The following is a 26,048-nucleotide window of genomic DNA, read 5'->3' on the forward strand; positions in this document are numbered from 1 at the left end:
ATACTCACGGCCGCCCCACTGGACATCCGCCGCCCGCCGGCCACCGCCGCCGTACATGCCGGGCGGGGCGGATGGCAGGATCGAAACATGCCCCAACAGCTTGAGACTTCCCCCTACGACGCGCTGCTCCTGCTGTCCTTCGGCGGTCCCGAGGGCCCGGACGATGTGATTCCGTTCCTGGCGAATGTCACCAGGGGCCGCGGGATCCCCGAGGAGCGGCTCAAGGAAGTGGGTCAGCACTACTTCCTGTTCGGCGGGGTCAGCCCGATCAACGAACAGAACCGCGCGCTGCTGGACGCGCTGCGCAAGGACTTCGCCGAGCACGGCGTCGATCTGCCCGTCTACTGGGGCAACCGCAACTGGGCGCCGTATCTGACGGACACCCTGCGCCGGATGACCCTGGACGGCCGGCGCCGGATCGCCGTCCTCGCGACCAGCGCGTACGCCTCGTACTCGGGCTGCCGCCAGTACCGCGAGAACCTCGCAGAGGCGCTCGCCACGCTGGCCGCCGAGGGGCTCGAACCGCCGCGCGTGGACAAGCTGCGGCACTACTTCAACCACCCCGGTTTTCTGCGCCCCATGATCGACGGCGTGCTGGCCTCGCTCGCCGATCTGCCGGAGCCGGTACGGGCGGGCGCCCACCTCGCCTTCACCACCCACTCCATCCCGGTCGCGTCGGCCGACACCTCAGGGCCGGTCGAGGGCCACGGCGAGGGCGGCGCGTATGTGGCCGAGCACCTCGACACGGCCCGGCTGATCGTCGAGGCGGTACGGGAGGAGACGGGCGTCGAGCACCCCTGGCGGCTGGTCTACCAGTCCCGCAGCGGCGCCCCGCACATCCCCTGGCTGGAGCCGGACATCTGCGACCACCTGGAGACACTGCATGGCGAGGGCGTCCCGGCGGTCGTGATGGCCCCCATCGGCTTTGTCTCGGACCATATGGAAGTCCTGTACGACCTCGACACCGAGGCCACCGCCAAGGCCGCGGAGCTGGGGCTGCCCGTCCGCCGCTCGCCCACGGTGGGCGCCGACCCGCGCTTCGCCGCCGCCGTCCGCGACCTGGTGCTGGAGCGCGCCGCCACCGAGCGGGGTCAGCCGGTGGAGCGCTGCGCGCTGGGCGCGCTCGGCCCGAGCCATGACCTCTGCCCGGCCGGCTGCTGCCCGGCCCGTGCCCCCAGGCCCGCCGCCGCGGGCGCCGACAGCCCGTACGCCTGAAGGAGCCCCGCCGTGACCGACGCCCGACCCGATGCCACCGACCGGCCCGATGAGGCTCTGCTCGCCGAGCTGCTTTCCCTCGCCCTGGAAGCCGCACGCCGCGCGGGCGAGCTGCTGCGCGACGGCCGCCCCGACGATCTGGCCGTCGCCGCCACCAAGTCCAGCCCCATCGACGTCGTCACCGAGATGGACATCGCCGCCGAGAAGCTGATCACCTGCCATCTCTCCGAGCACCGCCCCGACGACGGCTTCCTCGGCGAGGAGGGCGCCAGCTCGGCGGGCAGCAGCGGAATCCGCTGGGTCATCGACCCGCTGGACGGCACCGTCAACTATCTGTACGGACTGCCCACCTGGGCCGTCTCCATCGCCGCCGAACGCGACGGCGAGACCCTTGCCGGAGTCGTCGCCATCCCGATGCGCGGCGAGACCTTCCGCGCCGTGCGCGGCGGCGGCGCCTTCCTCAACGACCGGCCGGTCCACTGCCGCCCCGCGCCCCCGCTGGAGCGCGCTCTCGTCTCGACCGGTTTCAACTACGTCACCGCCGTCCGTGCCCACCAGGCCGGGATCGCCCAGCGGCTGATCCCGCAGTTGCGCGACATCCGGCGCGGCGGCTCCGCGGCCACCGACCTCTGCGATGTGGCGGCGGGCCGGCTGGACGGCTACTACGAGCGCGGGCTGCACCCCTGGGACCTCGCGGCCGGCGATCTCATCGCCCGCGAGGCGGGCGCGCTCACCGGCGGCCGCCCCGGCACCCGCCCCGGTTTCGACCTCACGGTGGCGGCCACCCCGGGTGTCTTCGAGCCCCTCCAGGGCCTGCTGGACGAGTACGGCGCCTGGCACGACTAGTGCGGGCCTCCCGGCGGCGCGGCCGGACGTACGGAAGGGCCCCGGCGCCGTCCCCTCGGCGCCGGGGCCCTTCTCACTAGGTCGTTGTCACGGCTCTGATATTTGAATAGGGCCAAGGCATGCGGTCAGGCGCTCGCCGCGCCGACCTCCACGCCGTGCTCGGCCGCAAGCCGGCGAAGGTCTTCCAGCTCTTCCTGATCGACATCCACGAGGAAGTCGTCGCCCGTCTCCCGGGCTCGGTTGAGATCCGTTTCCGTGGCCTTTATACGCTGCAGAAGCCCGGCGGTGAACGCGTCCATTGCGCCCCCTCGTCGTGGGTCAGTGGCACGGGGGTGTGCCGACGGCGGGTAGATCACGCACCCACTGCCTCTGGATGACAGAAAGGGTGTGGCATGCCACAAACAGGGCGTGATCTCGGGTGTGAAGTCGTCTTCCCCAGGGTCCGTCTTCGAGAAACCTCAACGCGTCAAACAATCCGTTCCATTCCCGGATGTCCCAGGTCACCCGGCATCGTCTTACCGCCGGTTTATGGCCGTAACCGGCAGGATGGGGCCGCACAGCCAGTGCTACAACCTGCCCCGCTCACGGGTGACGGGCCCAGAGGAAGGACAGCGACGTGCGTGTACTCGTCGTCGAGGACGAGCAACTGCTCGCCGATGCGGTGGCCACCGGACTGCGCCGGGAGGCCATGGCCGTCGACGTGGTGTACGACGGCGCCGCCGCCCTGGAACGGGTCGGGGTCAACGACTACGACGTGGTGGTGCTCGACCGGGACCTTCCCCTCGTCCACGGCGACGACGTCTGCCGCAGGATCGTCGAGCTGGGGATGCCCACCCGGGTCCTGATGCTCACCGCCTCGGGCGATGTCAGCGACCGGGTCGAGGGCCTTGAGCTGGGCGCGGACGACTATCTGCCCAAGCCCTTCGCGTTCACCGAGCTGATCGCCAGGGTGCGCGCCCTGGGCCGGCGTACGACCGTACCGCTGCCGCCCGTCCTGGAGCGGTCGGGCATCAAGCTCGACCCCAACCGCCGCGAGGTCGTCCGCGAGGGCCGGGAGATCCAGCTCGCGCCCAAGGAGTTCGCGGTGCTGGAGGTCCTGATGCGCAGCGAGGGCGCGGTCGTCTCGGCCGAGCAGCTCCTGGAGAAGGCCTGGGACGAGAACACCGACCCGTTCACCAATGTCGTACGGGTCACGGTGATGACCCTGCGCCGGAAGCTCGGCGAGCCGCCCGTGATCGTCACGGTGCCCGGCTCCGGGTACCGGATCTGATGCCCGTGGCCGCGACCCCGATGCCGCCCGCGGCACCGCCCAAACCCACCTGGGACCCCAGAAGGCCCGACCAGGCACTGCCCTGGGTGCGCCCCACCATCCGGATACGGCTCACGCTGCTGTACGGCGGGATGTTCCTGATCGCCGGTATCCTGCTGCTCTCGATCATCTATCTGCTGGCCGCGCAGGCCCTGCATGTGGGCAGTGAGCTGCCCTTCAAGATCGTGACCGGCAAGGTGAGCAGCGATGTCTGCAACTTCCCGGACCAGGCACCGCCCGAGCAGTTCAACGCGGCCATGAACAGTTGTGTCAACCACCAGCGCAAGCAGGCGCTCGACGATCTGCTCAGCCGCTCGCTGTTCGCCCTGGTCGGCCTGAGCGTCATCGCCTTCGCCTTCGGTTACGCGATGGCCGGGCGGGTGCTGTCGCCGCTGGGCCGGATCACCCGTACCGCGCGCCGGGTCGTCGGCTCCGACCTGTCGCGCCGGATCGAGCTGGACGGCCCCGACGACGAGCTGAAGGAGCTGGCGGACACCTTCGACGAGATGCTGGACCGGCTGGAGCGGGCCTTCAGCGCGCAGCAGCGGTTCGTCGCGAACGCCTCGCACGAGCTGCGTACACCGCTCGCGATCAACCGCACCCTGCTGGAGGTCCATCTCTCCGATCCGGGGGCGCCCGCGGAACTCCAACAGCTCGGCAGAACGCTGCTGGCCACCAACGAGCGCAGCGAGCAGCTCGTGGAGGGCCTGCTGCTGCTCGCCCGCAGCGACAACCAGATCGTGGAGCGAAAACCGGTCGACCTCGCCGAGGTCGCCACCCGCGGCGTGGACCAGTGCCTCGGCGAGGCGGAGGCGAAGGGCGTCGAGATCCGTACGGAGTGCGCGCCCGCGGTCGTCCAGGGGAACGGGGTGCTGCTGGAGCGGATCGCGCTGAACCTGGTGCAGAACGCCGTGCGGTACAACATCCCCGAGGGCGGCTGGGTGGAGGTCTCCACGGAGGTCCAGCAGGGCCAGGCGGTCCTGGTGGTCTCCAATACGGGCCCGGTGGTCCCGGCGTACGAGATCGACAACCTCTTCGAGCCGTTCCGGCGGCTGCGTACGGAGCGTACGGGCAGCGACAAGGGCGTCGGGCTCGGCCTCTCCATCGCGCGGTCCGTGGCGCGTGCTCACGGCGGCAGGATCTTCGCGGAACCCCGTGAGGGCGGGGGACTGGTGATGCGTGTCACCCTCCCGGTCTGAGATGCTGCGCGCGGTATCCGGGGAGCATCTGCCTTTGTTCGCTTTGCGCGGAATTTCCGGGAGGGATTTCCGGCGAATCCGTGTGTGATCGATCACAGGGGCGAATTCACGCCTATCCACTCTGCGTGATCAGGCCTTCATCGGAAAGCCGGTATCGTCCGGGTTTCCGGGGGCCGGGATCACGGGAAGTACACGGGGTGGCGCCCGTGAGGCACAACAGCAGGACCGTGTACGGTCCCCTTCGCCACCCGAAGCCGATCACTCCTCAGGGGTCCGGTTGGGTGTCGATTGAGTAACAGACCTTGATGTGAGGCAAAATCTCCGCCTCAGGTCGGGCACAAGTCCGGCCTCTCACGCGTTACGTGCGCTGGAGACACCACAGACACCCAGAGGGGGAGAGCGACATGGCAACGGATTACGACACCCCACGCAAGACCGATGACGACGTCGATCAGGACAGCCTTGAGGAACTGAAGGCCCGTCGGAACGACAAGTCGACTTCGGCGGTCGACGTCGACGAGTTCGAGCAGGCCGAAGGGCTCGAACTGCCCGGCGCGGATCTCTCCAACGAGGAGCTGTCCGTCCGGGTGCTGCCCCGGCAGGCCGATGAGTTCACCTGCATGAGCTGCTTCCTGGTGCACCACAGGAGCCAGCTCGCCAGGGAGAAGAACGGTCAGCCGATCTGCCGCGACTGCGACTGAGGTCAGGTCGGCCGTGGCAGGCGACACACCGTTTCGGAAACGACGCTTCCGGCGCGAGAGCGCACCGGAGGTGTATCAGGGCGGCCCGGGCCCGGCAGAAGGCGTTCAGCCCGCTGCCGAGCACTCCGCCCTCCTGCCCCAGCACGGCGCACGTGACGACGAGCGAGGCCTCGCGGCCTCGCTCGAAGCGGCCCAGGAGGACCGCGGCGGCCCCATGACCGGGGGCCGGCGGCTGGACGCCGTCAAACGGGGTGTGCGGAAGGGCGGCGCGGGTGCCAAGGCGGCGCTGGGATTTGTCGCCGACCGGATCATCGAGAACGCCCCCCGGATCCCCGTCCGCGACCTCGCGACCCTGCGCGGCCAGTTCCCCGGCCTCGGCCCCGAGGAACTGGCCGACAAACTGGTCGCCGGCGCGGCGAACAGCAGCGCGACGGTCGGCGCGGGTATCGGCGCGGCCGCGATGCTGCCCGTACCGCCCGCGATGCCCGCCGAGCTGGCGGCCGAGATCACGGCGGTCGCCGCGATCGAGCTGAAGCTCATCGCCGAGCTGCACGAGGTCTACGGACTCCGCCCGCCCGGCACGCTCAAGCAGCGCAGCGCCGCCTATCTGACCTCCTGGACGGAGGAGCGCGGGGTCGATGTCACCAAGCCGTCGACCTTCAACGGCGCGCTGAGCGGGCGCATGAAGCGCGAGCTGCGGCAGCAGATCATGAAGCGCACGGTCCGCAGCCTGCCCAACCTGGTCCCCTTCATGATCGGGGCGGCTGTCGGCGCGATGATGAACCGGCGGGACACCAAGAAGGTCGCCGAGCACGTCCGCAAGGACCTGCGGGCGCGCCAGATCCCCTGGGACGCGCTCCCGGAACTGCCCGCGCTGGAGCAGCCCGGTGAACTGCCCGCGGGGCTGCCGAAGGAGCTGGAGAACTAAGCCTTCGAAGAGGCCAGGGCCTCCGAAGAGGCGGGATCCCCGTGCTCAGCCTGTCCGTACCGCCCTCAGCCCGTCCGTACCGCGTGCAGCGCCGCCGCCAGACCCTGCGGGTTCCTGGTCGAGAGATAGACGTACGGAGTCGGGTCCTCGGGATCCGTGACCTCCACCCGCAGCGCCGTCGGCACATAGCTGCGCAGCAGCATGAACGCCCGGGGATCGGCCTTGTGCAGCCGCCAGGCCCGCGCCTCCTCGGCGTCGAGCACCTCGGCCTCGCCCAGCGCCGAGACCGGGATCCGGGCATCGCCCGCGACCAGCGAGTCCGCCACCACCCTGATCCGCGCCGAGCCGTAGGAACTGACCCCGGCCGCCGCCAGCGCCCCCGCGCCGATCACCCCGCCGAGCAGCGGCAACGGCCCCAGCGGCAGAGTGATCAGGCCCCCCGCCACAGCGATGAGAGCGGCAATGGCCCACCAGGAAGGAGGGGCGGTGAGGCGCTCGTCGTAGCGCGCGGCGGAAGGCTCCATGGGGCCAAGCTTGGCATGGTGCGGAAGCCGGGCGACCGCGCGGGTAAGGTCTGCGCCTGTGAGCAGCGCGCCACCCCCGGGGACGCCTCCCGGACCAGGCCGGGCGCGCCCGCGCCGTCGAGGTGAACCCATGAGCCGTACCCCCGCCGCCCCCCTGGACGTACTGATCCGCCGCCTTGATCCGGAGGTTCCGCTTCCGGGGTATGCGCATCCGGGCGACGCCGGGGCCGATCTGGTCACCACCGAGGCCGCCGAACTGGCCCCCGGGGAGCGGGCCGTACTGCCCACGGGAGTGTCCGTCGCACTGCCCGACGGGTACGCCGCCTTCGTGCACCCGCGCTCCGGGCTGGCGGCCCGCTGCGGCGTCGCCATGGTGAATGCCCCGGGGACGGTGGATGCCGGGTACCGTGGAGAGATCAAAGTGATCGTGGTCAATCTGGACCCGCGCGAGAGCGTGCGGTTCGAGCGGTTCGACCGGATTGCCCAGTTGGTCGTCCAGCAGGTCGAGAAGGTCCGCTTCCACGAGGTGGCGGAGCTTCCCGGGTCGGCGCGGGGCGACGGGGGCTTCGGGTCCACCGGCGGTCATGCCGCCGTGGGCGGCGTACAGGGCGGGAATCGATACGCTTCGGTCGTATCCGACCGGGAAGGACAGTGACGTGTTCGGACGTCGCAAGAAGAGTGGTTCCGCAGCGGACGCGGCGGACGCAGCGGGCGAGGCCGAGCAGTTCACCGACGATGCCGGTGACGCCGGTGCCGACACGGCTGCCGACGGGGTGGCCACGCCCCGCAGGGTGAACCTTCCGCCGGCCCCCAGGCCGGACGGGCCTTGGGACATCTCCGAGGTCTCCAGGCCCGGGGAGGGCCGGGTCGATCTGGGCGGGATCTTCGTCCCCGGGGTCGAGGGCATGGAACTGCGCGTCGAGGTCGCCGGCGACGCGATCGTCGCCGCCACGGTCGTCGTGCGCGACAGCGCCGTACAGCTCCAGGCGTTCGCGGCGCCCAAGAAGGAAGGCATCTGGGGCGAGGTCCGCGAGGAGATCGCCTCCGGCATCACCCGGCAGGGCGGCATCATCGACGAGGTCGAGGGGCCGCTGGGCTGGGAGCTGCGCGCCCAGGTCCCCGTACAGCTTCCGGACGGCACCGGCGGCGTACAGCTCGTGCGCTTCATCGGTGTCGACGGGCCGCGCTGGTTCCTGCGCGGTGTGATCTCCGGGCAGGGCGCGGTGCAGCCCGCGGCCGCGGGGCTGCTGGAGCAGATCTTCCGGGACACCGTGGTCGTGCGGGGCGAGGGGCCGATGGCGCCCAGGGACCCGATCGTCCTCAAGCTGCCGGACGACGCGCAGATGGTGGCCGAGGGCGTTCAGCAGGACGAGCAGGAGGGCTCGCGCTTCTCCGGCGGCATGGGACAGCTTCAGCGCGGTCCCGAGATCACCGAGGTGCGCTGAGCCTCCGTCGGCGCTCCTGCCGTACGCAGAACTGCCGTACGCAGACCGGACCGGCACAGACCGGACTGGCACAGACCTGACCGACAAGGCCGGTGGGCCGTATCCCTGGACGGGGACGCGGCCCACCGGCCTTTCGCTTGCCCAACCGGCCTTTCCTTTGCCCGAAGGCCGTGGCGCCTGCGAGCCATGGTGGATGCCTTGCCGTATGGGGCACATCACAAGGCGCGGCGTCGGCCATATGAAGTCCGTCAAGCCCGTGGCACCGGCCGTATGGGACCCGTCAACGCGAGCCGGACCCGCCGGATCAGCGGGTTTCCTCAGGGAGTCAGATTTTCCCGACTCTTCTAGGAGTGCGCGGTGGCCGATATGGCCTTCGTTGTCACCACGATCGCGGTGTTCGCGCTGGTGGCCCTGATCGCCAGGGGGGTGGCGAAGCTATGACGGCCGAGAATGTGATCGGGCTGTTGGTGGCGGTCGCCCTGCTGGGTTATCTCGTCCTGGCGCTGTTCTTCCCGGAGAGGTTCTGAGTGATGAGCTCCGTCCTCGCCGGTGTGCTCCAGCTGCTCGCGCTCGTCGTCGCGCTGGGTCTCGCGTACCGCCCGCTGGGTGACTACATGGCCCGGGTCTACAGCTCACCGCGGCATCTGCGGGCCGAGAAGTGGATCTACCGGGCCATCGGCGCGAACCCCGCGACCGAGATGCGCTGGCCGGCGTATCTGCGCGGTGTGCTGGCGTTCTCCGCGGTGAGTGTGCTGTTCCTGTATCTGCTCCAGCGGGTGCAGGGGGTTCTTCCCGGATCGCTGGGCTTCTCGTCGATCGATCCGGACCAGGCGTTCAACACCGCCGCGTCGTTTGTGTCGAACACGAACTGGCAGTCGTACTACGGCGAGCAGGCCATGGGCCACGTCGTACAGACCGGCGGCCTGGCCGTGCAGAACTTCGTGTCCGCCGCAGTCGGCATGGCTGTCGCGGTGGCGCTGGTACGGGGCTTCGCCCGCTCGCGTACCGGGGAGCTGGGCAACTTCTGGGCGGATCTGGTGCGCGGCACCGTCCGTATCCTGCTGCCCGTTTCCGTCATCGCCGCGATCGTCCTGGTCGCGTGTGGCGCGATCCAGAACTTCGCGGGGATCCATGAGGTCGGCCAGTTCATGGGCGGCTCGCAGCAGTGGAACGGCGGCGCGGTGGCCTCGCAGGAGGCGATCAAGGAGCTGGGCACCAACGGCGGCGGTTACTTCAACGCCAACTCCGCCCACCCCTTCGAGAACCCCACCCCGCTCTCGAACCTCTTCGAGATCTTCCTGATTCTCGTCATCCCGTTCGCGCTGACGCGGACCTTCGGGACGATGGTCGGCAGTGTGAAGCAGGGGTACGCGATCCTCGCCACGATGGCCACCATCTGGCTGGGCTTCACGGCGCTGATGATGTGGACCGAGTTCGCCCACCACGGCCCGGCCTTCGATATCGCCGGTGGTGCGACGGAGGGCAAGGAGACCCGGTTCGGGGTCGGCGCGTCGTCGATCTTCGCGGTGGCCACCACGCTCACCTCGACCGGTGCGGTCAACTCGTTCCACTCCTCCTTCACCGGCTTCGGCGGCGGTATCACCATGCTGGGGATGCAGCTCGGCGAGATCGCGCCCGGCGGGGTCGGCTCCGGGCTGTACGGGATGCTGATCATGGCGATCATCGCGGTGTTCATCGCCGGTCTGATGGTCGGCCGTACGCCCGAGTATCTGGGCAAGAAGATCGGCAGCCGCGAGATCAAGCTGGCCGCGAGCTACATCCTGGTCACCCCGGCGCTGGTGCTCTGTTTCACCGCCGCCGCGATGGCCCTGCCCACACCGGGCAACTCGATGACCAACTCGGGGCCGCACGGCTTCTCGGAGATCCTGTACGCGTACACCTCGGGCGGCAACAACAACGGTTCGGCCTTCGCCGGGCTGAACGCGGACACGCAGTGGTTCAACACCACGATCGGTCTGGCGATGCTGCTGGGCCGCTTCGTGCCGATGGTGTTCGTGCTGGCGCTGGCCGGTGCGCTGGCCGCGCAGCGGCCCGTACCCGAGACCGCGGGCACGCTCCGTACCCACAAGCCGCTGTTCACCGGGCTGCTGGTCGGCACGATCCTGATCGTCACCGGTCTGACCTACTTCCCGGCGCTGGCGCTGGGGCCGCTGGCCGAGGGGCTGGCGTCATGAGCACTCGTCTGAAGCAAGAGGACACGATGTCCACAGTCACTCCGTCCCGTGCGCCGCACCCGCCGGTATCGCCCGGACACAGCCCGGGCGGGAAGGCGCGGGTGGGCGGGGGCATGTTCGATCCCCGTCTGCTGATCACGTCCTTCCCGCAGGCGGTCAGGAAGCTCGATCCACGGGTGATGGTCAAGTCGCCCGTGATGTTCGTGGTCGAGGTCGGCTCGGTGCTGTCCACGGTCTTCGCCGCGGTCCACCCGGGCGACTGGTTCGGCTGGGCGATCGCCGCCTGGCTGTGGCTGACCACGGTCTTCGCGAATCTCGCGGAGGCGGTGGCCGAGGGCCGGGGCAAGGCGCAGGCGGACACCCTGCGCAGGGCCAGGACCGACACCGTCGCCCGCCGTATCAGCGGCCCGCACGAGGAGCGCATACCCGGCACCGATCTGCGGGTCGGCGATCTGGTCGTCTGCGAGGCCGGGGACATCATTCCCGGCGACGGCGATGTGGTCGAAGGCGTCGCCTCCGTCGACGAGTCGGCCATCACCGGCGAATCGGCACCCGTGATCCGGGAGTCGGGCGGTGACCGCTCGGCCGTGACCGGCGGTACGAAGGTCCTCTCGGACCGGATCGTCATCAGGATCACGACAAAGCCGGGCGAGACCTTCATCGACCGGATGATCAAGCTGGTCGAGGGCGCGGCCCGGCAGAAGACGCCCAACGAGATCGCGCTGAACATCCTGCTCGCTTCGTTGACCATCGTCTTCCTGCTCGCGGTGGTCACGCTCCAGCCGTTCGCGATCTACGCGGGTCAGCGGCAGTCGATGATCGTGCTGATCGCGCTGCTGGTGTGTCTGATACCGACGACGATCGGGGCGCTGCTGTCGGCGATCGGGATCGCGGGCATGGACCGGCTGGTCCAGCGCAATGTGCTCGCCATGTCCGGGCGCGCGGTCGAGGCCGCCGGGGATGTGTCGACGCTGCTGCTCGACAAGACCGGCACGATCACCCTCGGCAACCGCCAGGCCGCCGAATTCCTCCCCGTCCCGGGCGTGACCGAGGCCGAACTGGCCGATGCGGCACAGCTCTCGTCGCTCGCCGACGAGACCCCCGAGGGCCGCTCCATAGTCGTCCTGGCGAAGGAGAGGTACGGGCTGCGGGAGCGCCACCAGGGGCAGTTGGCCGGAGCCGAGTGGGTGGCCTTCACCGCCCAGACCCGGATGTCGGGTGTCGACCTCACCGAGGACGGGACGCGGCGCCAGGTCCGTAAGGGAGCCGCGGGCGCGGTGGCCGCCTGGGTCGCCGAGCGCGGTGGCAGGGTGTCCCAGGACTGCCGGGCCCTGACCGACCGGATCTCGGAGGCCGGCGGTACGCCCCTGGTGGTGGCCGTCGAGGACGAGAGGGGCGCCCGCGCCCTGGGTGTCATCCATCTCAAGGACGTGGTCAAGGAGGGGATGCGGGAGCGGTTCGACGAGCTGCGCCGCATGGGCATCAAGACTGTCATGATCACCGGTGACAACCCCCTGACCGCGAAGGCCATCGCGCAGGAGGCGGGCGTGGACGACTTCCTCGCAGAGGCCACCCCCGAGGACAAGATGGCCCTCATCAAGCGTGAGCAGGCCGGCGGGAAGCTGGTCGCGATGACGGGGGACGGTACGAACGACGCCCCCGCCCTCGCGCAGGCGGATGTCGGCGTGGCCATGAACACCGGTACCTCGGCCGCCAAGGAGGCCGGGAACATGGTGGACCTGGACTCCAACCCCACCAAGCTGATCGAGATCGTCGAGATCGGGAAACAGCTCCTCATCACGAGGGGCGCCCTGACGACGTTCTCCATCGCCAACGATGTGGCGAAGTACTTCGCGATCATCCCCGCCATGTTCGCCGTGGTCTATCCCAGCCTCGGCAGGCTCAACATCATGGACCTCTCCTCGCCCGAGTCCGCGATCCTCTCCGCGGTCGTCTTCAACGCGCTGATCATCGTCGCGCTCGTACCGCTCGCCCTGAAGGGTGTGCGCTACCGGCCCGCCAGCGCCGACAGGATGCTCCGCAGAAACCTCGGGATCTACGGTCTCGGCGGGCTGATCGCCCCGTTCATCGGCATCAAGATCATCGACCTGGTCATCTCCCTCATCCCCGGAATCGGCTGAACGCCATGAACAACTCCGTAGGAAACACCGCACGGCTGCTCGGCGCCGGGCTGCGCGCCCTGCTGGTCCTGACCGTCCTCTGCGGCGTCCTCTACCCGCTCGCCGTCACCGGTGTCGCGCAGGGGCTCTTCCCCGGCAAGGCCAACGGCTCCGAGGTCACCGCGAACGGCAAGGTGGTCGGGTCCTCGCTCATCGGGCAGCGGTACGACCTGCCGCTCAAGGACGGCCAGGACACCCCGGAGCCGGACCTGAAGTGGTTCCAGCCCCGTCCGTCCAACGGTCTCGGCACCAACGGCGTCAACACCCAGTACAAGCTCATACTCTCCGGAGCCACCAACCGCTCCGGCGACAACGAGGATCTGATCAAGTGGGTCAAGGACGCCAAGGCCGCCGTGGTGAAGGACAACTCAACCCCCGGTTACCGGGTCAGGCCCCAGGACGTGCCCCCGGACGCGGTCACCTCCTCCGGCTCGGGACTCGACCCGGACATCTCCCCGGCGTACGCCCGGCTCCAGGTCCACCGGGTTGCCGAGAAGAACAACCTGGACGTCCAGGAGGTGGAGAAGCTCGTCGCCGACCACACCCAGGACCGGACCCTCGGCTTCATGGGCGAGCCCCGCGTCAATGTCCTCCAGCTCAACATCGCGCTCAAGGAGCTGGTCGGCTGACCTTCGTACTCCGGTCCCGGTACGGACATGTCCGTACCGGGACCAAGGTCGTCACCGCGTCGGACGCGGTGGCTCTTCTGGAAGACAATGGGGCCATGGGACGCGGCAAGCTTCGTATCTATCTGGGCGCGGCACCGGGCGTCGGGAAGACGTACGCGATGCTCTCCGAGGCGCACCGCCGGGTGGAGCGGGGCACCGACTGCGTCGTCGCCTTCGTCGAGCACCACGACCGCCCCCGTACGGAGGTCATGCTGCACGGCCTCGAAGAGGTGCCCCGCCGCTCCATCGAGTACCGCGGCACCACCTTCACCGAGATGGATGTCGACGCGGTGCTGGAGCGCCGCCCGGCCGTCGCCCTCGTCGACGAGCTGGCGCACACCAATGTGCCGGGCTCGCGCAACGCCAAGCGCTGGCAGGACGTCGAGGAACTGCTCAAGGCGGGCATCGAGGTCGTCTCCAGCGTCAACATCCAGCACCTGGAATCACTCGGTGACGTCGTCGAATCCATAACGGGTGTACGGCAGCAGGAGACCGTCCCCGACGAGATCGTCCGGCGGGCCGACCAGATCGAGCTGGTCGACATGTCGCCCCAGGCCCTGCGCCGACGGCTGGCGCACGGCAACGTCTACAAACCCGACAAGGTGGACGCCGCGCTCTCTCACTACTTCAGGCCGGGCAACCTCACCGCGCTGCGCGAACTGGCCCTGCTCTGGGTCGCCGACCGGGTCGACGAGTACCTCCAGCAGTACCGGGGCGAGCACAACATCCGCACCACCTGGTCGGCCCGCGAACGCATCGTCGTCGGCCTCACCGGCGGCCCGGAGGGGCGTACGCTCATCCGCCGCGCCGCCAGGATGGCCGCCAAGGGCTCCGGCAGCGAGATCCTCGCCGTCTACATAGCCCGCAGCGACGGCCTCACCGCCGCCTCGCCCAAGGAACTGGCCGTCCAGCGCACCCTGGTCGAGGATCTCGGCGGCACCTTCCACCATGTCATCGGCGACGACGTCCCCTCCGCACTGCTGGAGTTCGCGCGCGGGGTCAACGCCACCCAGATCGTGCTGGGCTCCAGCCGCCGCAAGACCTGGCAGTACATCTTCGGGCCCGGCGTCGGCGCCACCGTCGCCCGGGAGTCAGGACCCGATCTGGACGTGCACATCGTCACGCACGAGGAGGCCGCCAAGGGCCGCGGACTGCCGGTGGCGCGCGGCGCCAGGCTCGGCCGCTCCCGGATCATCTGGGGCTGGCTGGCCGGGGTCGTCGCGCCCGTGCTGCTCTCGCTGCTGCTGTCGAAGGTGGGCAACTCCCCGGGGCTCGCCAACGATGTCCTGCTCTTCCTCTTCCTGACCGTGATGTCGGCGCTGCTGGGCGGGCTGCGGCCGGCGCTCGCCTCCGCCGCGGTGGGCTCGCTGCTGCTCAACTTCTACTTCACGCCGCCCACCCACACCCTGACCATCTCGGACCCCAAGAACCTGGTCGCCATCGTGATCTTCTTCGCGGTGGCCGTGGCGGTGGCGTCCGTGGTCGATCTGGCGGCACGCCGTACCCATCAGGCGGCCCGGCTCAGAGCCGAGTCCGAGATCCTGTCCTTCCTCGCGGGCAGTGTGCTGCGCGGCGAGACCACGCTGGACGCGCTGCTGGAGCGGGTCAGGGAGACCTTCTCCATGGAGTCCGTGGCCCTGCTCGAACGCAAGAGCGATGTCGACCCCTGGACCCGCGCGGGCAGTGTCGGACCGCGGCCCGTCGACCGTCCGGAGGCCGCCGATGTCGACATGCCGGTCGGCGACCACATGGCGCTGGCGCTCTCCGGCCGGGTCCTGCCCGCCGAGGACCGCCGGGTGCTCGCCGCCTTCGCCGCGCAGGCCGCCGTCGTACTGGACAGGCAGCGCCTGGTGGGCGAGGCCGCGCAGGCCCGCGAACTGGCCGAGGGGAACCGTATCCGTACGGCCCTGCTCGCGGCCGTCAGCCACGATCTGCGGACCCCGCTGGCCGGGATCAAGGCATCGGTCTCCTCGCTCCGCTCCGACGATGTCGAATGGTCGGAGGAGGACCGGGCGGAGCTGCTCGAAGGCATCGAGCACGGCGCCGACCGGCTCGACCATCTCGTCGGCAATCTCCTTGACATGTCCCGGTTGCAGACTGGCACCGTCACCCCGCTGATCCGGGAGATCGATCTCGATGAGGTGGTTCCGATGGCGCTCGGCGGCGTACCGGAGGACAGCGTGGAGCTGGACATCCCCGAGTCGCTGCCGATGGTGGCCGTCGACCCGGGCCTGCTGGAGCGCGCGGTCGCCAATATCGTCGAGAACGCCGTCAAGTACAGTCCCGACGCCCGGAAGGTCACCGTCGCAGCCAGCGCGCTGGGGGGCCGGGTCGAGGTACGGGTCGTCGACCGCGGCCCCGGCGTTCCCGAGGACGCCAAGGAACGGATCTTCGAGCCCTTCCAGCGCCACGGTGACGCCCCGCGCGGCGCCGGGGTCGGCCTCGGGCTCGCGGTCGCGCGCGGCTTCGTCGACGCGATGGGCGGCACCCTCACCGCCGAGGACACCCCCGGCGGCGGTCTGACCATGGTCCTCACCCTCACAGCGGCGGCCGGAATCGCCCCGGTACGCCGCCCCGAACCACCGGCCCGGATCAGCTCATGACCGGGACAGCAGAAAGGCGGACCGCTATGACGCGGGTGCTCGTGGTCGACGACGAGCCGCAGATCGTACGCGCCCTGGTGATCAACCTCAGGGCGCGGAAGTACGAGGTGGACGCGGCCTCCGACGGGGCGGGCGCGCTCGAACTCGCCGCCGCGCGCCACCCCGACGTCGTCGTGCTCGACCTCGGGCTGCCGGACATGGACGGGGTCGAGGTCATCAAGGGGCTGCGCGGCTGGACCCGCGTCCCGATTCTGGTGCTCTCCGCCCGCCACACCTCCGACGAGAAGGTCGAGGCGCTGGACGCCGGCGCCGACGACTATGTGACCAAGCCCTTCGGCATGGACGAGCTGCTGGCCCGGCTGCGTGCCGCGGTCCGGCGGGCCGAGCCGGTCGGCGGGGACGGCGACGACCTGACCGCGGTCGTCGAGACCGAGGGCTTCACCGTGGACCTGGCCGCCAAGAAGGTGCACCGCGAGGGCAGGGACGTACGGCTCACCCCGACCGAGTGGCACCTGCTGGAGGTCCTCGTACGCAACACGGGGCGGCTGGTCAGCCAGAAACAGCTCCTCCAGGAGGTCTGGGGGCCCTCGTACGGCACGGAGACCAACTACCTGCGGGTCTACATGGCCCAGCTCCGCCGGAAGCTGGAGACGGACCCCTCGCACCCCAGGCACTTCGTCACCGAGCCGGGCATGGGCTACCGCTTCGAGCGCTGATCCGGATTCCGCGCCCCTGGATCCGGCGGCTCCTCGCCCCGGTACGCTCTAACCATGAGTGCTGAGAAGCCGACCGGCCGCTTCCGCCGGATGCTCGACCGGCTGTCCAGCTCCCAGGAGGATCTGGAGTCCGAGGAGCTGCGGGAGGACGCGCAGGCGTCGGGGTGCACGAAGATCTCCGACTGCAACGACCGCCAGATCGTCCGGGTGACTGGTACGTTGCGGACGGTCACCCTGCGTCCGCGGGCCGGCGTGCCCGCGCTGGAGGCGGAGCTGTTCGACGGCACCGCGCCGCTGGACGTGGTGTGGCTGGGCCGGCGCTCCATCATGGGCATAGAGCCGGGCCGCAGACTGATCGCCTCCGGCCGGATCTCCCTGAGCCACGGCCGGCGGGTGCTGTTCAATCCCAAATACGAACTCCGACCGCTCGGACAGGAGTAGCCGGTGACGTCACCCGACAAGCCCGCCGCCTCGAACGTTTCCAGCGCCTCCGTCTCCGGTGCCTCACCCGAAGGTCCTGACGGCCCGGACAGCCCGGACGGTGACGCGAAAGCCGTCACCGAGGCGGCGCTGTTCGAGGCCTTCGGGGGCCTGCGCGGCATGGTGGAGACCGTACTGCCGGGCCTGCTCTTCGTCACGATCTTCACCATCAACCAGGACCTGCACACCTCGGCGATCGCCGCGCTCGTGGTCTCGCTGCTGCTCGTCGTGGTCCGGCTGATCCGCCGGGACACCGTCAAGCACGCGTTCAGCGGGGTCTTCGGGGTGGCCTTCGGCGTGGTCTTCGCGATGATGACCGGCAACGCGAAGGACTTCTATCTGCCGGGCATGCTCTACACGCTGGGGCTGGCGCTCGCGTACATCATCACGACGCTGGCGGGCGTGCCGCTGATCGGGCTGATCCTGGGCCCGGTCTTCAAGGAGAACCTCTCCTGGCGGAAGCGCAATCCCGGCCGCAAGAAGGCGTACGCCAAGGCGAGTTGGGCGTGGGGGCTGATCCTGCTCGCCAAGTGCGCGATCCTGTTCCCGCTCTACTGGTGGGCCGACACGACACAGCTCGGCTGGGTGCTGATCACGCTGAAGATCCCGCCGTTCCTGCTGGCGGTCTATCTGACCTGGGTGTTCCTGGCGAAGGCGCCGCCGCCGATCGATGTCTTCGCCGAGATGGAGGCGGAGGAGGAGGCGAAGAGGGCCCGCAAGGCAGCGGCCGTGACCACCCCGGACGGCCCGACCAGCCACCGCCGCGAGCGCTGATCGCGAGCGCTGATCCGGCATTGAGCCCCGGCATTCAGGACCGGCAAGGGCCCGGCACCGTTCTCAGGTGCCGGGCCCTTCCTGTACGCGACGTACGCCGGGCGTTGTCTTACGCGCGTACGCACGTGCGCCGGGTGTGGCCGGGGCCTCAGCCCGCCGCGTCCTCCCTGCGGACCGACAGCAGGTCCTCCAACTGCTCCTCACGGGCCTGCGCCGCCACGAACAGCAGCTCGTCGCCCGCCTCCAGCGTCTCCTCCGGATTCGGCGTCAGTACGCGCGTACCGCGGATGATCGTCACCAGCGAGGTGTCCTCGGGCCAGATCACATCGCCCACCAGCGTGCCCGTCACCGCCGACTCCGGCGGCAGCGTCAGCTCGACCAGGTTGGCGTCGCCATGGCTGAAGCGCAGCAGCCGCACCAGATCGCCGACGCTCACCGCCTCCTCCACCAGCGCCGACATCAGCCGTGGTGTGGACACCGCGACATCGACCCCCCAGGCCTCGTTGAACAGCCATTCGTTCTTGGGGTTGTTGACCCGGGCCACCACCCGCGGCACGCCGTACTCCGTCTTGGCGAGCAGCGAGACGACCAGATTGACCTTGTCGTCGCCGGTCGCGGCGATCACGACATTGCAGCGCTGCAGCGCCGCCTCGTCCAGCGAGGTGATCTCACAGGCATCGGCCAGCAGCCACTCGGCCAGCGGCACCCGCTCCACCGAGATCGCCGTCGGTGCCTTGTCGATCAGCAGCACCTCGTGTCCGTTCTCCAGCAGCTCGCCCGCGATGGAACGGCCCACCGCGCCTGCCCCGGCAATCGCGACCCGCATCAGTTCCCGCCTCCGTCCGGGCCCTCGGCGAACGCCGCCTCGACCTTCTCGATGTCGTCCGTACGCATCATCACGTGGACGAGATCGCCCTCCTGAAGCACGGTCTGGGACGTCGGCAGCATGGCCTCGCCGAGCCGGGTGAGGAACGCGACGCGCACCCCGGTCTCCTCCTGAAGCGTGCTGATCTTGTGGCCGATCCAGCTCGGTGCCGTATGCACCTCGGCCAGTTGCACCCCGCCGCTCGGGTCCCGCCACAGCGGCTCCGCACCCGACGGCAGCAGCCGTCGCAGCATCTGGTCGGCGGTCCAGCGGACCGTCGCCACGGTCGGGATGCCGAGGCGCTGATAGACCTCGGCCCGCCGCGGGTCATAGATCCGGGCGGCCACATTCTCTATGCCGAACATCTCACGGGCGACCCGCGCGGCGATGATGTTCGAGTTGTCCCCGCTGCTCACGGCGGCGAAGGCGCCGGCTTCCTCGATCCCGGCCTCGCGCAGGGTGTCCTGGTCGAACCCGACCCCGTTGACGCGGCGGCCGCCGAAACCCGAGCCGAGCCGGCGGAACGCGGTGGGGTCCTGGTCGATGACGGCGACGGTGTGCCCCTGTTGTTCCAGGGTCTGCGCGAGTGCGGCCCCCACCCGGCCGCAGCCCATGATCACGATGTGCACGTGGACTTACCCCGCACTCCTGGTCGCCTTGCTGACCTGCGAAAACACCCTGTTCACTCTTCCTTTTCGACCTGCCGGGCATCCAGCGGGACACCGTATACGACGATCCCCCGAGTCGAGCTTATGCGGCAGGGGTGACAATCCAGTCATCCACGTGGGGGCCCGGCTCGGCAAGAGGCCGGGTCCGGCCCGGTGGCGGAGCGCGGGGGACCCGGCCGGCGCACCGTGGGAGAAGGGCGCGAGAAGAGCGCGCGAAGAAGTGGGGGGAGCGGGAATAAGAAGGGGGGTGCTGCCCTCACGGGCCGCCGTACGAGCGCATAGCATCCTGTCGTGTCCAAACTGACCGACGTGCCCAAACGGATTCTCATCGGGCGGGCGCTCCGTAGCGACAGACTTGGGGAAACGCTCCTCCCCAAGCGCATCGCGCTGCCCGTCTTCGCCTCCGACCCGCTGTCCTCGGTGGCGTACGCGCCGGGAGAGGTCCTCCTCGTCCTGTCCATCGCGGGTGTGTCGGCCTACCACTTCAGCCCGTGGATCGCGGTGGCCGTCGTGGTCCTGATGTTCACGGTCGTGGCCTCGTACCGGCAGAACGTGCACGCGTACCCGAGCGGCGGCGGCGACTACGAGGTGGCGACCACCAACCTCGGCCCCAAGGCCGGGCTCACCGTCGCCAGCGCCCTGCTGGTCGACTATGTGCTGACCGTGGCCGTGTCGATCTCCTCCGGGGTGGAGAACCTCGGCTCCGCGATCCCCTTCGTCGTGGAGAACAAGGTCCTCTGCGCCGTTGCGATAATCGTGCTGCTGACGCTGATGAATCTGCGCGGCGTCCGCGAGTCCGGCAAGCTCTTCGCGATCCCGACGTATGTCTTCGTCGGCGCCGTGTTCATCATGATCGCCTGGGGGGCGGTCCGCGGACTCGCCTTCGGCGACACCATGAGGGCGCCGACGGCCGGCTTCCAGATCAAGCCCGAGGAACAGGGGCTGGCGGGCTTCGCGCTGGTCTTCCTGCTGCTACGGGCCTTCTCCTCCGGCTGTGCCGCACTGACCGGCGTCGAGGCGATCAGCAATGGCGTGCCCGCCTTCCGCAAGCCGAAGAGCAGGAACGCGGCGACGACGCTGGCCCTGATGGGCGGCCTCGCCGTCACCATGTTCTGCGGCATCATCGGCCTGGCCATGGCAACCGATGTGAAGATGGCGGAGTCCCCGGGGACGGATCTGCTGCGCAACGGTGTGCCGGTCGGCTCGGACTATGTGCAGAACCCGGTGATCTCCCAGGTCGCCGCCGCCGTCTTCGGAGACGGCACCTTCTTCTTCGTCCTGCTCGCCGCGGCCACCGCGCTCGTTCTGTTCCTGGCCGCGAACACCGCGTACAACGGCTTTCCGCTCCTCGGCTCGATCCTCGCCCAGGATCGTTATCTGCCACGGCAGTTGCACACCCGCGGCGACCGGCTGGCCTTCTCCAACGGCATCGTGCTGCTGGCCGGGGCCGCCGCCCTGCTGGTGGTGCTGTACGGCGCGGACTCCACGCGGCTGATCCAGCTCTACATCGTCGGTGTCTTCGTCTCGTTCACGCTCAGCCAGACCGGCATGGTCCGGCACTGGAACCGCCATCTCAAGACCGAGCGGAACGCGGCCAAGCGCCGCCACATGATCCGCTCCCGCGCGATCAACACCTTCGGCGCGTTCTTCACGGGTCTGGTGCTGATCGTCGTCCTCGCCACCAAGTTCACGCACGGCGCCTGGGTCGCGCTGCTCGGCATGGTGATCTTCTACGGGACGATGACCGCGATCCGTAAGCACTACGACCGGGTCTCCGACGAGATCGCCGCCGCCGAGGGCCCCTCCGACGACAGTGTCCGGCCGTCCCGGGTGCACTCCATCGTGCTGGTCTCCAAGGTCCACAAGCCCACGCTGCGCGCGCTCGCGTACGCCAAGCTGATGCGCTCGGACACGCTGGAGGCGCTGAGCATCAGCGTCGATCCGGCCGAGACGAAGGCGCTCAAGGACGAGTGGGAGCGGCGCGGTATCAATGTGCCGCTGAAGATCCTCGATTCGCCGTACCGCGAGATCACCCGGCCGGTCATCGAGTATGTACGCGGCCTGCGGACCGAGAATCCGCGCGACGCGATCAGCGTCTACATCCCGGAGTACGTGGTCGGCCGGTGGTACGAGCACCTGCTGCACAACCAGAGCGCGCTGCGGCTCAAGGGGCGGCTGCTCTTCACGCCGGGGGTCATGGTGACCTCGGTGCCGTACCAGCTCGAATCCTCGGAACTGGCGAAGCAGCGGGCGAAGAAGCGGCGCGTGTACGTGGCGCCGGGCGCGGTCCGGCGGGGACCTGTGGACGCGCGGCCGGGGGACGCGGGTGGCGGTGCCGGTACGGGTACGAGGTCGAAGGCGCCCGGTAAGAGCTCGGGGTCCGGCACCGGCTCGGGCAGTGGCTCCGCGTCCGGGACTGGCACGTCCGGGACTGGGAGCGGGACGAAGCGCTGAGCGGTCGGCGCGGCCCTGACACCCACGTAGACTGGTGGGCTGGCGTTCCGACGTGCCTCTTGACGCGCGTACCCGTAAACCTTTGACACCTTGAACCTTTGACACCTTGATCCTTTGGAGCCACCCCGTCATGCACACAGAACCGCAGGCTTCGCTGGTCGGGGAGGAGTACGAGGTCGAGGTCGGCCCCGTCGCACACGGCGGCCACTGCGTCGCCCGTACCGAAGAGGGGCGGGTGCTCTTCGTACGGCACGCCCTGCCCGGCGAGCGGGTCCGTGCCCGGGTGACGGAGGGCGGCCCGGACTCCCGCTATCTCCGCGCCGACGCGGTGGAGATCATCGACGCCTCCAAGGACCGGGTCGAGGCGCCGTGCCCGTACGCCGGTCCCGGCCGCTGCGGCGGCTGCGACTGGCAGCACGCCAAGCCGGGCGCGCAGCGGCGCTTCAAGGGCGAGGTCATCGCCGAGCAGCTCCACCGGCTCGCGGGCCTCACCCCGGAGGAAGCGGGCTGGGACGGTACGGTCGTGCCCGCGCCCGGCGACAAACTGCCGACGGGTGAGGTGCCCGCGTGGCGCTCCCGAGTGCAGTACGCGGTCGACGAGCAGGGGCGCGCCGGGCTCCGACGGCACCGCTCGCACGAGGTGGAGCCGGTCGAGCACTGCCTGATCGCCACTGAGGGCGTCAGCGAACTCGGCGTCGAGCGACGCGAATGGCCGGGGATCGCCACGGTCGAGGCGATCGCCGCGTCGGGCTCCGGCGACCGGCAGGTGATCCTCACCCCGCGCGAGGGCGCCCGGCTGCCGCTGGTCGAACTGGACCGGCCGGTGTCCGTACTGCGGGTCGAGGAGCGCGACGGGGGAGTGCACCGGGTGCACGGCCGCGACTTCGTCCGCGAGCGGGCCGACGGCCGTACGTACCGCGTCGGCATGGGCGGCTTCTGGCAGGTGCACCCGCAGGCCCCGCAGCTCCTCGTCGAGGCCGTGATGCAGGGGCTGATGCCGAGGAAGGGCGAGACCGCGCTCGATCTCTACTGCGGTGTCGGGCTGTTCGCCGGGGCGATCGCGGAACGGGTGGGGGAGACCGGCGCGGTGCTGGGCATCGAGTCCGGCAAGCGCGCGGTGGAAGACGCCCGGCACAACCTCCAGGACTTCCCCCGCGTCCGTATCGAACAGGGCAAGGTCGACCAGGTCCTCCCGCGCACCCGGATCACCGAGGCGGACCTGATCGTCCTCGACCCACCCCGCGCGGGCGCCGGCAAACAGACCGTCACCCACCTCTCCCGCCTAGGCGCCCGCCGCATCGCCTACGTAGCCTGCGACCCAGCGGCCCTGGCCCGAGACCTGTCCTACTTCCACGAATCGGGCTACCGCCCTCGTACTTTGCGCGCTTTCGACCTCTTTCCGATGACGCATCATGTGGAGTGCGTGGCGATTTTGGAGCCGGCGGGGAAGGGCGCCTGACCTGCGGTTTCGTCCGTGCGCATTATGTGCGGTGTGGGCGTTACGGGCGATATCTCGACGCTGAAATGACGCTCGTGACGCTCATTTGACGCTCGTTCTGATGGAGTGTCAGGTGACCTGTCGGGTAGGCCAGGCCCTGTGCGGCCGGTCCTGCCGTCGTATCGGTCGAACACGACGACCGCTGGCACGGGCTGCTTGCGTAGGGCGGCCGGCACGCTTGTCTTGATCGGTGTGGCGAGAGCCCCGTCGGGGCGGTTTGGCATGCGATGGACCATGTCCGTCGGGCAGTGCAATCGAAGGCGGTGATGCTCGGGAACCGAAATCCGTCGGCCGCAGGCCGGTTTACGAGTAAATTCGGGGATCGTGACCTACAAGTTCGGACCCAATGAGCAGTGTCTCAGGCGCTGTCGTGTAATCACCCCCCTGCTCCTGACCGCAGCCGACAAGGTTGTCGAGAACGGTGTGACCGTCGCAGTGCTCGACATGCCAATGATGCCGATGCTCATGGGGTGGTGGCAGTTCACCAATCGCACAGCGAAGGCCGTCGTAAGGCTCCACGACGATGGTTTCAGTGTGGAAGTCGCGCCTCTGATGAGGAACCTAATCGGTCACGCGTACGCGATGAACTGGCTGGTCGACAACGGATGGCCGGCGCTCCGAGCGATCCGCGCGTATTCCGACGTGCACCGCGTCAAGTTGGCGAACAACGTGAATGCGACGTGGAATCTTCCCGACCCCGTGACCGTCGACGCAGCACCAATCGAGTTCAAGGACGAGGCGGACGAGAAGCTCCACAAGCAGTTGCTCGGCGAACTGTCGAACTTCGACAATCTCGCGAAGGCGTACGGGACTCCGGAGATATACCCGGTCTACCGGCACCACTCGGCCCTGTCCCACACGACCGCGTACACGGCCAATCCGTTCGTCGTTGCGAGGGGCGATAACCTGTATTTCGCGACGGAGCCGCAGGATGCGGATCTGATCATCGAGCGACTATGGGTCCCGGTTGCGCTCCTCCAGGCCGCGAACGCGATCAGCCCCTTCATCGAAGGCAACCCGATGAAGAAGACCATTCAGAAGGCCATGAACGATCTCGGTCTTCCTGCGGAGATCCTCAACCTGAAGCGAGGCGCTGCCCCCGTCGCTACAGCGCCACAGTGAGGACAGTGTCCGGACGGCAGGGGGTGCGGATCTCAAGCCGGCGGCGCCAATTACCTCCGCGTACTTCATATGCTCCGGGCCGGGATGCCGACCGCGCATCCGGTTGGCGGTACACCGCATGGCTGTAGAACAGTGACTGCCGACCCCTCCGCGGATGGGTCGGCAGGGCCCGCTGCTGCGGGCGCGGGGCCCTGGCTGTCCCCTTTTGTCAGTGCCGTCGGGCATGATGCGTCGCATGGCGACCCTGTACGACCAGCCGCCGTACCGCCAGGCAAATCTGCTCTGGGACTATGCCCACTTCGGTGCCTGGGGCGTCGCGCAGATGGTGCGTGAGGCTCCGGGCAAGCCGTGTTTGGATCCGGCGGCGAGCTGGGCGAGGATGTCGTGCCAGCGCAAGTACGCCGTGCTGACCAGAGCACGCTGGTGCGGTGGGAGCTTGCAGCGACGGTCACCTTCGCGAGTGACGATGAGCGTGGTGACCCACTCGATCAAGGCGTGCGGCAGGTCGAGTGCGGCAGAATTCGGAACCAACGTGACTTCTGCACGTGTGGGTTGAGATTGCGAACTCTCTCCCAACGGAACGGGAGCCTCGTGCGTTGCAGACATCGAGCCCGTCACTCGAACAGAGTCAGCCTTGCTGGCATTGCCGGGAGCAGGCCCAGCGACCTCAGTATGCGCCCGGTGTCCGACCCGTCGATGATCATGTAGGAGCGGGGGCGCCGGGCGTCGTGGGCGTAGACTTCCATCATGCCAACCACGCTCGGCTTGATCTGATGACAGTGCTGCAGAACGAGTAGCTCCGCAGGCTCGGTGAACAGCCGGTCGATTTGGTCGCCGTTCTTGCCCAGGGCCCTAATATCCATGGCGCGAGGGTAACCGGGTCCCTTGAACAGCCACGCAGCTGACATCTGGTGCCCACGGGCGAACACTCGTGATGTGTAGAGATCGGAGCGCTCTCCACCCCAGTCCTTGGGAACGTACGACTCGCCGATCAGCCTGGCGAAGGCGTGTTTCACCGCGTCCTCCGGCACGCTCAGGACCGCTTCACGCTCAGCCTCTGTTAGGGGAGAAGCGAAGTCGATCCCGCTGAACTGGCCGATATCGCCGGGATACACCCGCGCTCCCGGTGCTGGGCCCCCGGCAGCAAGGTGGCCATCGACGAACGACCTGACTCCGATGAAGACCGGCCTGATCTCAATTTGCGCTGCGCTGAGATTGGTGACCGTTCCGATCAAGTAGGCCCGCCGATTCCCGGCGAGACTGCCGGTCGCGGACGAGCTGGCGGTTCTTGCCGAGTTGAATGTGCCGGTGACGTGCACCGGCTTGCCCGCGTCGAGCACCGACGTGAACCTGACCGGCTTGAAACCTGGGGCGTCGTGGTCTCGGTCCCGCTGGAACACAAATTCCAGCTCAGCGCCGACGATCTGCCCCGTGCGTAGGTCCTGTCCCAGTACGCACCTCGCCAGCTCGCTGACTCCCAGCGAGGAGAGCGCATCGGCCAGTTCTGTGGCGAGCACATAAGGCAACGCTGCCTCGGGATCGCTCCTGCGGGCAGCCCGCGCCTGTGCGGACTCCGTCCGCTGCTCGCCGAGGAGGGACTGGACCTGGTCCTGGTGCAGGAAGTACGGCTCTAGCGAGATGCGCGTCATCGACGACAT

Annotated in this window: 24 protein-coding genes and 1 pseudogene; 19 read left to right on the plus strand and 6 right to left on the minus strand. The window is 69.1% G+C overall.

The window, feature by feature from the left end; translation table 11 throughout:
- Positions 1-87: 87 nt before the first annotated feature.
- Positions 88-1,215 (plus strand): ferrochelatase, encoded by a 1,128-nt coding sequence (locus ACFU9P_RS29555; protein WP_384086617.1) that lies wholly within the window; start codon positions 88-90, stop codon positions 1,213-1,215.
- 12 nt (positions 1,216-1,227) lie between these two features.
- Positions 1,228-2,061: an inositol monophosphatase family protein gene (locus ACFU9P_RS29560; RefSeq protein ID WP_384086620.1), complete on the plus strand. Its 834-nt coding sequence runs from the start codon at positions 1,228-1,230 to the stop codon at positions 2,059-2,061.
- Positions 2,062-2,186: 125 nt separating this feature from the next.
- Here the strand turns inward: ACFU9P_RS29560 and ACFU9P_RS29565 are convergent, their stop codons facing one another.
- Positions 2,187-2,360 (minus strand): hypothetical protein, encoded by a 174-nt coding sequence (locus tag ACFU9P_RS29565; RefSeq protein ID WP_169922638.1) that lies wholly within the window; start codon positions 2,358-2,360, stop codon positions 2,187-2,189.
- A gap of 317 nt (positions 2,361-2,677) precedes the next feature.
- Here ACFU9P_RS29565 and ACFU9P_RS29570 point away from each other — a divergent pair, with 317 nt between their 5' ends.
- The 4 genes from ACFU9P_RS29570 to ACFU9P_RS29585 all read left to right on the plus strand — a co-directional run bounded on the left by ACFU9P_RS29570 (position 2,678) and on the right by ACFU9P_RS29585 (position 6,198).
- Positions 2,678-3,331 carry a response regulator transcription factor gene (locus tag ACFU9P_RS29570; protein ID WP_046494423.1) on the plus strand — a complete coding sequence of 218 codons (654 nt, stop codon included), beginning with the start codon at positions 2,678-2,680 and terminating at the stop codon, positions 3,329-3,331.
- 5 nt (positions 3,332-3,336) lie between these two features.
- Complete coding sequence (locus tag ACFU9P_RS29575) at positions 3,337-4,569, plus strand: sensor histidine kinase (RefSeq protein WP_376379631.1); 1,233 nt, start codon at positions 3,337-3,339, stop codon at positions 4,567-4,569.
- Between the two features lie 404 nt (positions 4,570-4,973).
- Positions 4,974-5,270 carry a DUF4193 domain-containing protein gene (locus ACFU9P_RS29580; RefSeq protein WP_030350183.1) on the plus strand — a complete coding sequence of 99 codons (297 nt, stop codon included), beginning with the start codon at positions 4,974-4,976 and terminating at the stop codon, positions 5,268-5,270.
- Between the two features lie 13 nt (positions 5,271-5,283).
- A complete protein-coding gene (locus ACFU9P_RS29585; protein ID WP_376379627.1) occupies positions 5,284-6,198 on the plus strand; it encodes a hypothetical protein in 915 nt (304 codons plus the stop codon).
- A 65-nt stretch (positions 6,199-6,263) separates the two neighbouring features.
- Here the strand turns inward: ACFU9P_RS29585 and ACFU9P_RS29590 are convergent, their stop codons facing one another.
- On the minus strand, positions 6,264-6,722 hold the full coding sequence (locus tag ACFU9P_RS29590; RefSeq protein WP_384086625.1) for a DUF3093 domain-containing protein: 459 nt from the start codon (positions 6,720-6,722) through the stop codon (positions 6,264-6,266).
- A 130-nt stretch (positions 6,723-6,852) separates the two neighbouring features.
- Between ACFU9P_RS29590 and dut the strand changes: the two genes are divergently transcribed.
- From dut to ACFU9P_RS29640, 10 genes are all read left to right on the plus strand, one after another.
- Positions 6,853-7,377 (plus strand): dUTP diphosphatase, encoded by a 525-nt coding sequence (gene dut, locus ACFU9P_RS29595; protein ID WP_376379623.1) that lies wholly within the window; start codon positions 6,853-6,855, stop codon positions 7,375-7,377.
- Position 7,378: 1 nt separating this feature from the next.
- Positions 7,379-8,167, plus strand: a complete 789-nt coding sequence (locus ACFU9P_RS29600) for a DUF3710 domain-containing protein (protein ID WP_376379620.1) — start codon at positions 7,379-7,381, stop codon at positions 8,165-8,167.
- Between the two features lie 437 nt (positions 8,168-8,604).
- On the plus strand, positions 8,605-8,694 hold the full coding sequence (gene kdpF, locus ACFU9P_RS29605; RefSeq protein WP_376379617.1) for a K(+)-transporting ATPase subunit F: 90 nt from the start codon (positions 8,605-8,607) through the stop codon (positions 8,692-8,694).
- A 3-nt stretch (positions 8,695-8,697) separates the two neighbouring features.
- The gene (gene kdpA, locus ACFU9P_RS29610) at positions 8,698-10,362 is read left to right on the plus strand and encodes a potassium-transporting ATPase subunit KdpA (protein WP_384086630.1); all 1,665 of its coding nucleotides are present in this window, start codon (positions 8,698-8,700) and stop codon (positions 10,360-10,362) included.
- A gap of 26 nt (positions 10,363-10,388) precedes the next feature.
- Positions 10,389-12,503 (plus strand): potassium-transporting ATPase subunit KdpB, encoded by a 2,115-nt coding sequence (gene kdpB, locus ACFU9P_RS29615; RefSeq protein ID WP_384086741.1) that lies wholly within the window; start codon positions 10,389-10,391, stop codon positions 12,501-12,503.
- Between the two features lie 5 nt (positions 12,504-12,508).
- Positions 12,509-13,171, plus strand: a complete 663-nt coding sequence (locus tag ACFU9P_RS29620) for a potassium-transporting ATPase subunit C (protein ID WP_384086633.1) — start codon at positions 12,509-12,511, stop codon at positions 13,169-13,171.
- Between the two features lie 95 nt (positions 13,172-13,266).
- On the plus strand, positions 13,267-15,813 hold the full coding sequence (locus ACFU9P_RS29625) for an ATP-binding protein (RefSeq protein ID WP_376379608.1): 2,547 nt from the start codon (positions 13,267-13,269) through the stop codon (positions 15,811-15,813).
- 26 nt (positions 15,814-15,839) lie between these two features.
- The gene (locus ACFU9P_RS29630) at positions 15,840-16,529 is read left to right on the plus strand and encodes a response regulator (RefSeq protein ID WP_046494406.1); all 690 of its coding nucleotides are present in this window, start codon (positions 15,840-15,842) and stop codon (positions 16,527-16,529) included.
- Between the two features lie 54 nt (positions 16,530-16,583).
- The gene (locus tag ACFU9P_RS29635; protein WP_217306239.1) at positions 16,584-16,970 is read left to right on the plus strand and encodes an OB-fold nucleic acid binding domain-containing protein; all 387 of its coding nucleotides are present in this window, start codon (positions 16,584-16,586) and stop codon (positions 16,968-16,970) included.
- Positions 16,971-16,973: 3 nt separating this feature from the next.
- Positions 16,974-17,783 carry a DUF3159 domain-containing protein gene (locus ACFU9P_RS29640; protein ID WP_384086638.1) on the plus strand — a complete coding sequence of 270 codons (810 nt, stop codon included), beginning with the start codon at positions 16,974-16,976 and terminating at the stop codon, positions 17,781-17,783.
- 148 nt (positions 17,784-17,931) lie between these two features.
- Here ACFU9P_RS29640 and ACFU9P_RS29645 read toward each other — a convergent pair whose 3' ends face one another.
- Together ACFU9P_RS29645 and ACFU9P_RS29650 are read right to left on the minus strand one after the other, a co-directional pair.
- A complete protein-coding gene (locus ACFU9P_RS29645; RefSeq protein WP_066953540.1) occupies positions 17,932-18,609 on the minus strand; it encodes a TrkA family potassium uptake protein in 678 nt (225 codons plus the stop codon).
- Positions 18,609-19,277 carry a TrkA family potassium uptake protein gene (locus ACFU9P_RS29650; protein WP_046494400.1) on the minus strand — a complete coding sequence of 223 codons (669 nt, stop codon included), beginning with the start codon at positions 19,275-19,277 and terminating at the stop codon, positions 18,609-18,611. The genes ACFU9P_RS29645 and ACFU9P_RS29650 overlap by 1 nt, the downstream gene beginning before the upstream one ends.
- 330 nt (positions 19,278-19,607) lie before the next feature.
- On the opposite strand from ACFU9P_RS29650, the gene ACFU9P_RS29655 reads away from it, so the two are divergent.
- The 3 genes from ACFU9P_RS29655 to ACFU9P_RS29665 all read left to right on the plus strand — a co-directional run bounded on the left by ACFU9P_RS29655 (position 19,608) and on the right by ACFU9P_RS29665 (position 24,390).
- A complete protein-coding gene (locus ACFU9P_RS29655; RefSeq protein ID WP_384086642.1) occupies positions 19,608-21,770 on the plus strand; it encodes an APC family permease in 2,163 nt (720 codons plus the stop codon).
- Positions 21,771-21,900: 130 nt separating this feature from the next.
- Positions 21,901-23,229, plus strand: a complete 1,329-nt coding sequence (locus tag ACFU9P_RS29660) for a class I SAM-dependent RNA methyltransferase (protein WP_384086645.1) — start codon at positions 21,901-21,903, stop codon at positions 23,227-23,229.
- A 363-nt stretch (positions 23,230-23,592) separates the two neighbouring features.
- Positions 23,593-24,390, plus strand: a complete 798-nt coding sequence (locus tag ACFU9P_RS29665) for a DUF5677 domain-containing protein (RefSeq protein ID WP_384086648.1) — start codon at positions 23,593-23,595, stop codon at positions 24,388-24,390.
- Between the two features lie 357 nt (positions 24,391-24,747).
- Here the strand turns inward: ACFU9P_RS29665 and ACFU9P_RS29670 are convergent.
- Both ACFU9P_RS29670 and ACFU9P_RS29675 read right to left on the minus strand, forming a co-directional pair.
- Positions 24,748-24,921: pseudogene (locus ACFU9P_RS29670) on the minus strand (IS5/IS1182 family transposase); the annotation flags it as partial.
- A gap of 83 nt (positions 24,922-25,004) precedes the next feature.
- Positions 25,005-26,039: a hypothetical protein gene (locus ACFU9P_RS29675; RefSeq protein WP_384086651.1), complete on the minus strand. Its 1,035-nt coding sequence runs from the start codon at positions 26,037-26,039 to the stop codon at positions 25,005-25,007.
- Positions 26,040-26,048 lie beyond the last annotated feature (9 nt).

Source organism: Streptomyces sp. NPDC057617, from assembly GCF_042800555.1.
GTDB lineage: Bacteria > Actinomycetota > Actinomycetes > Streptomycetales > Streptomycetaceae > Streptomyces.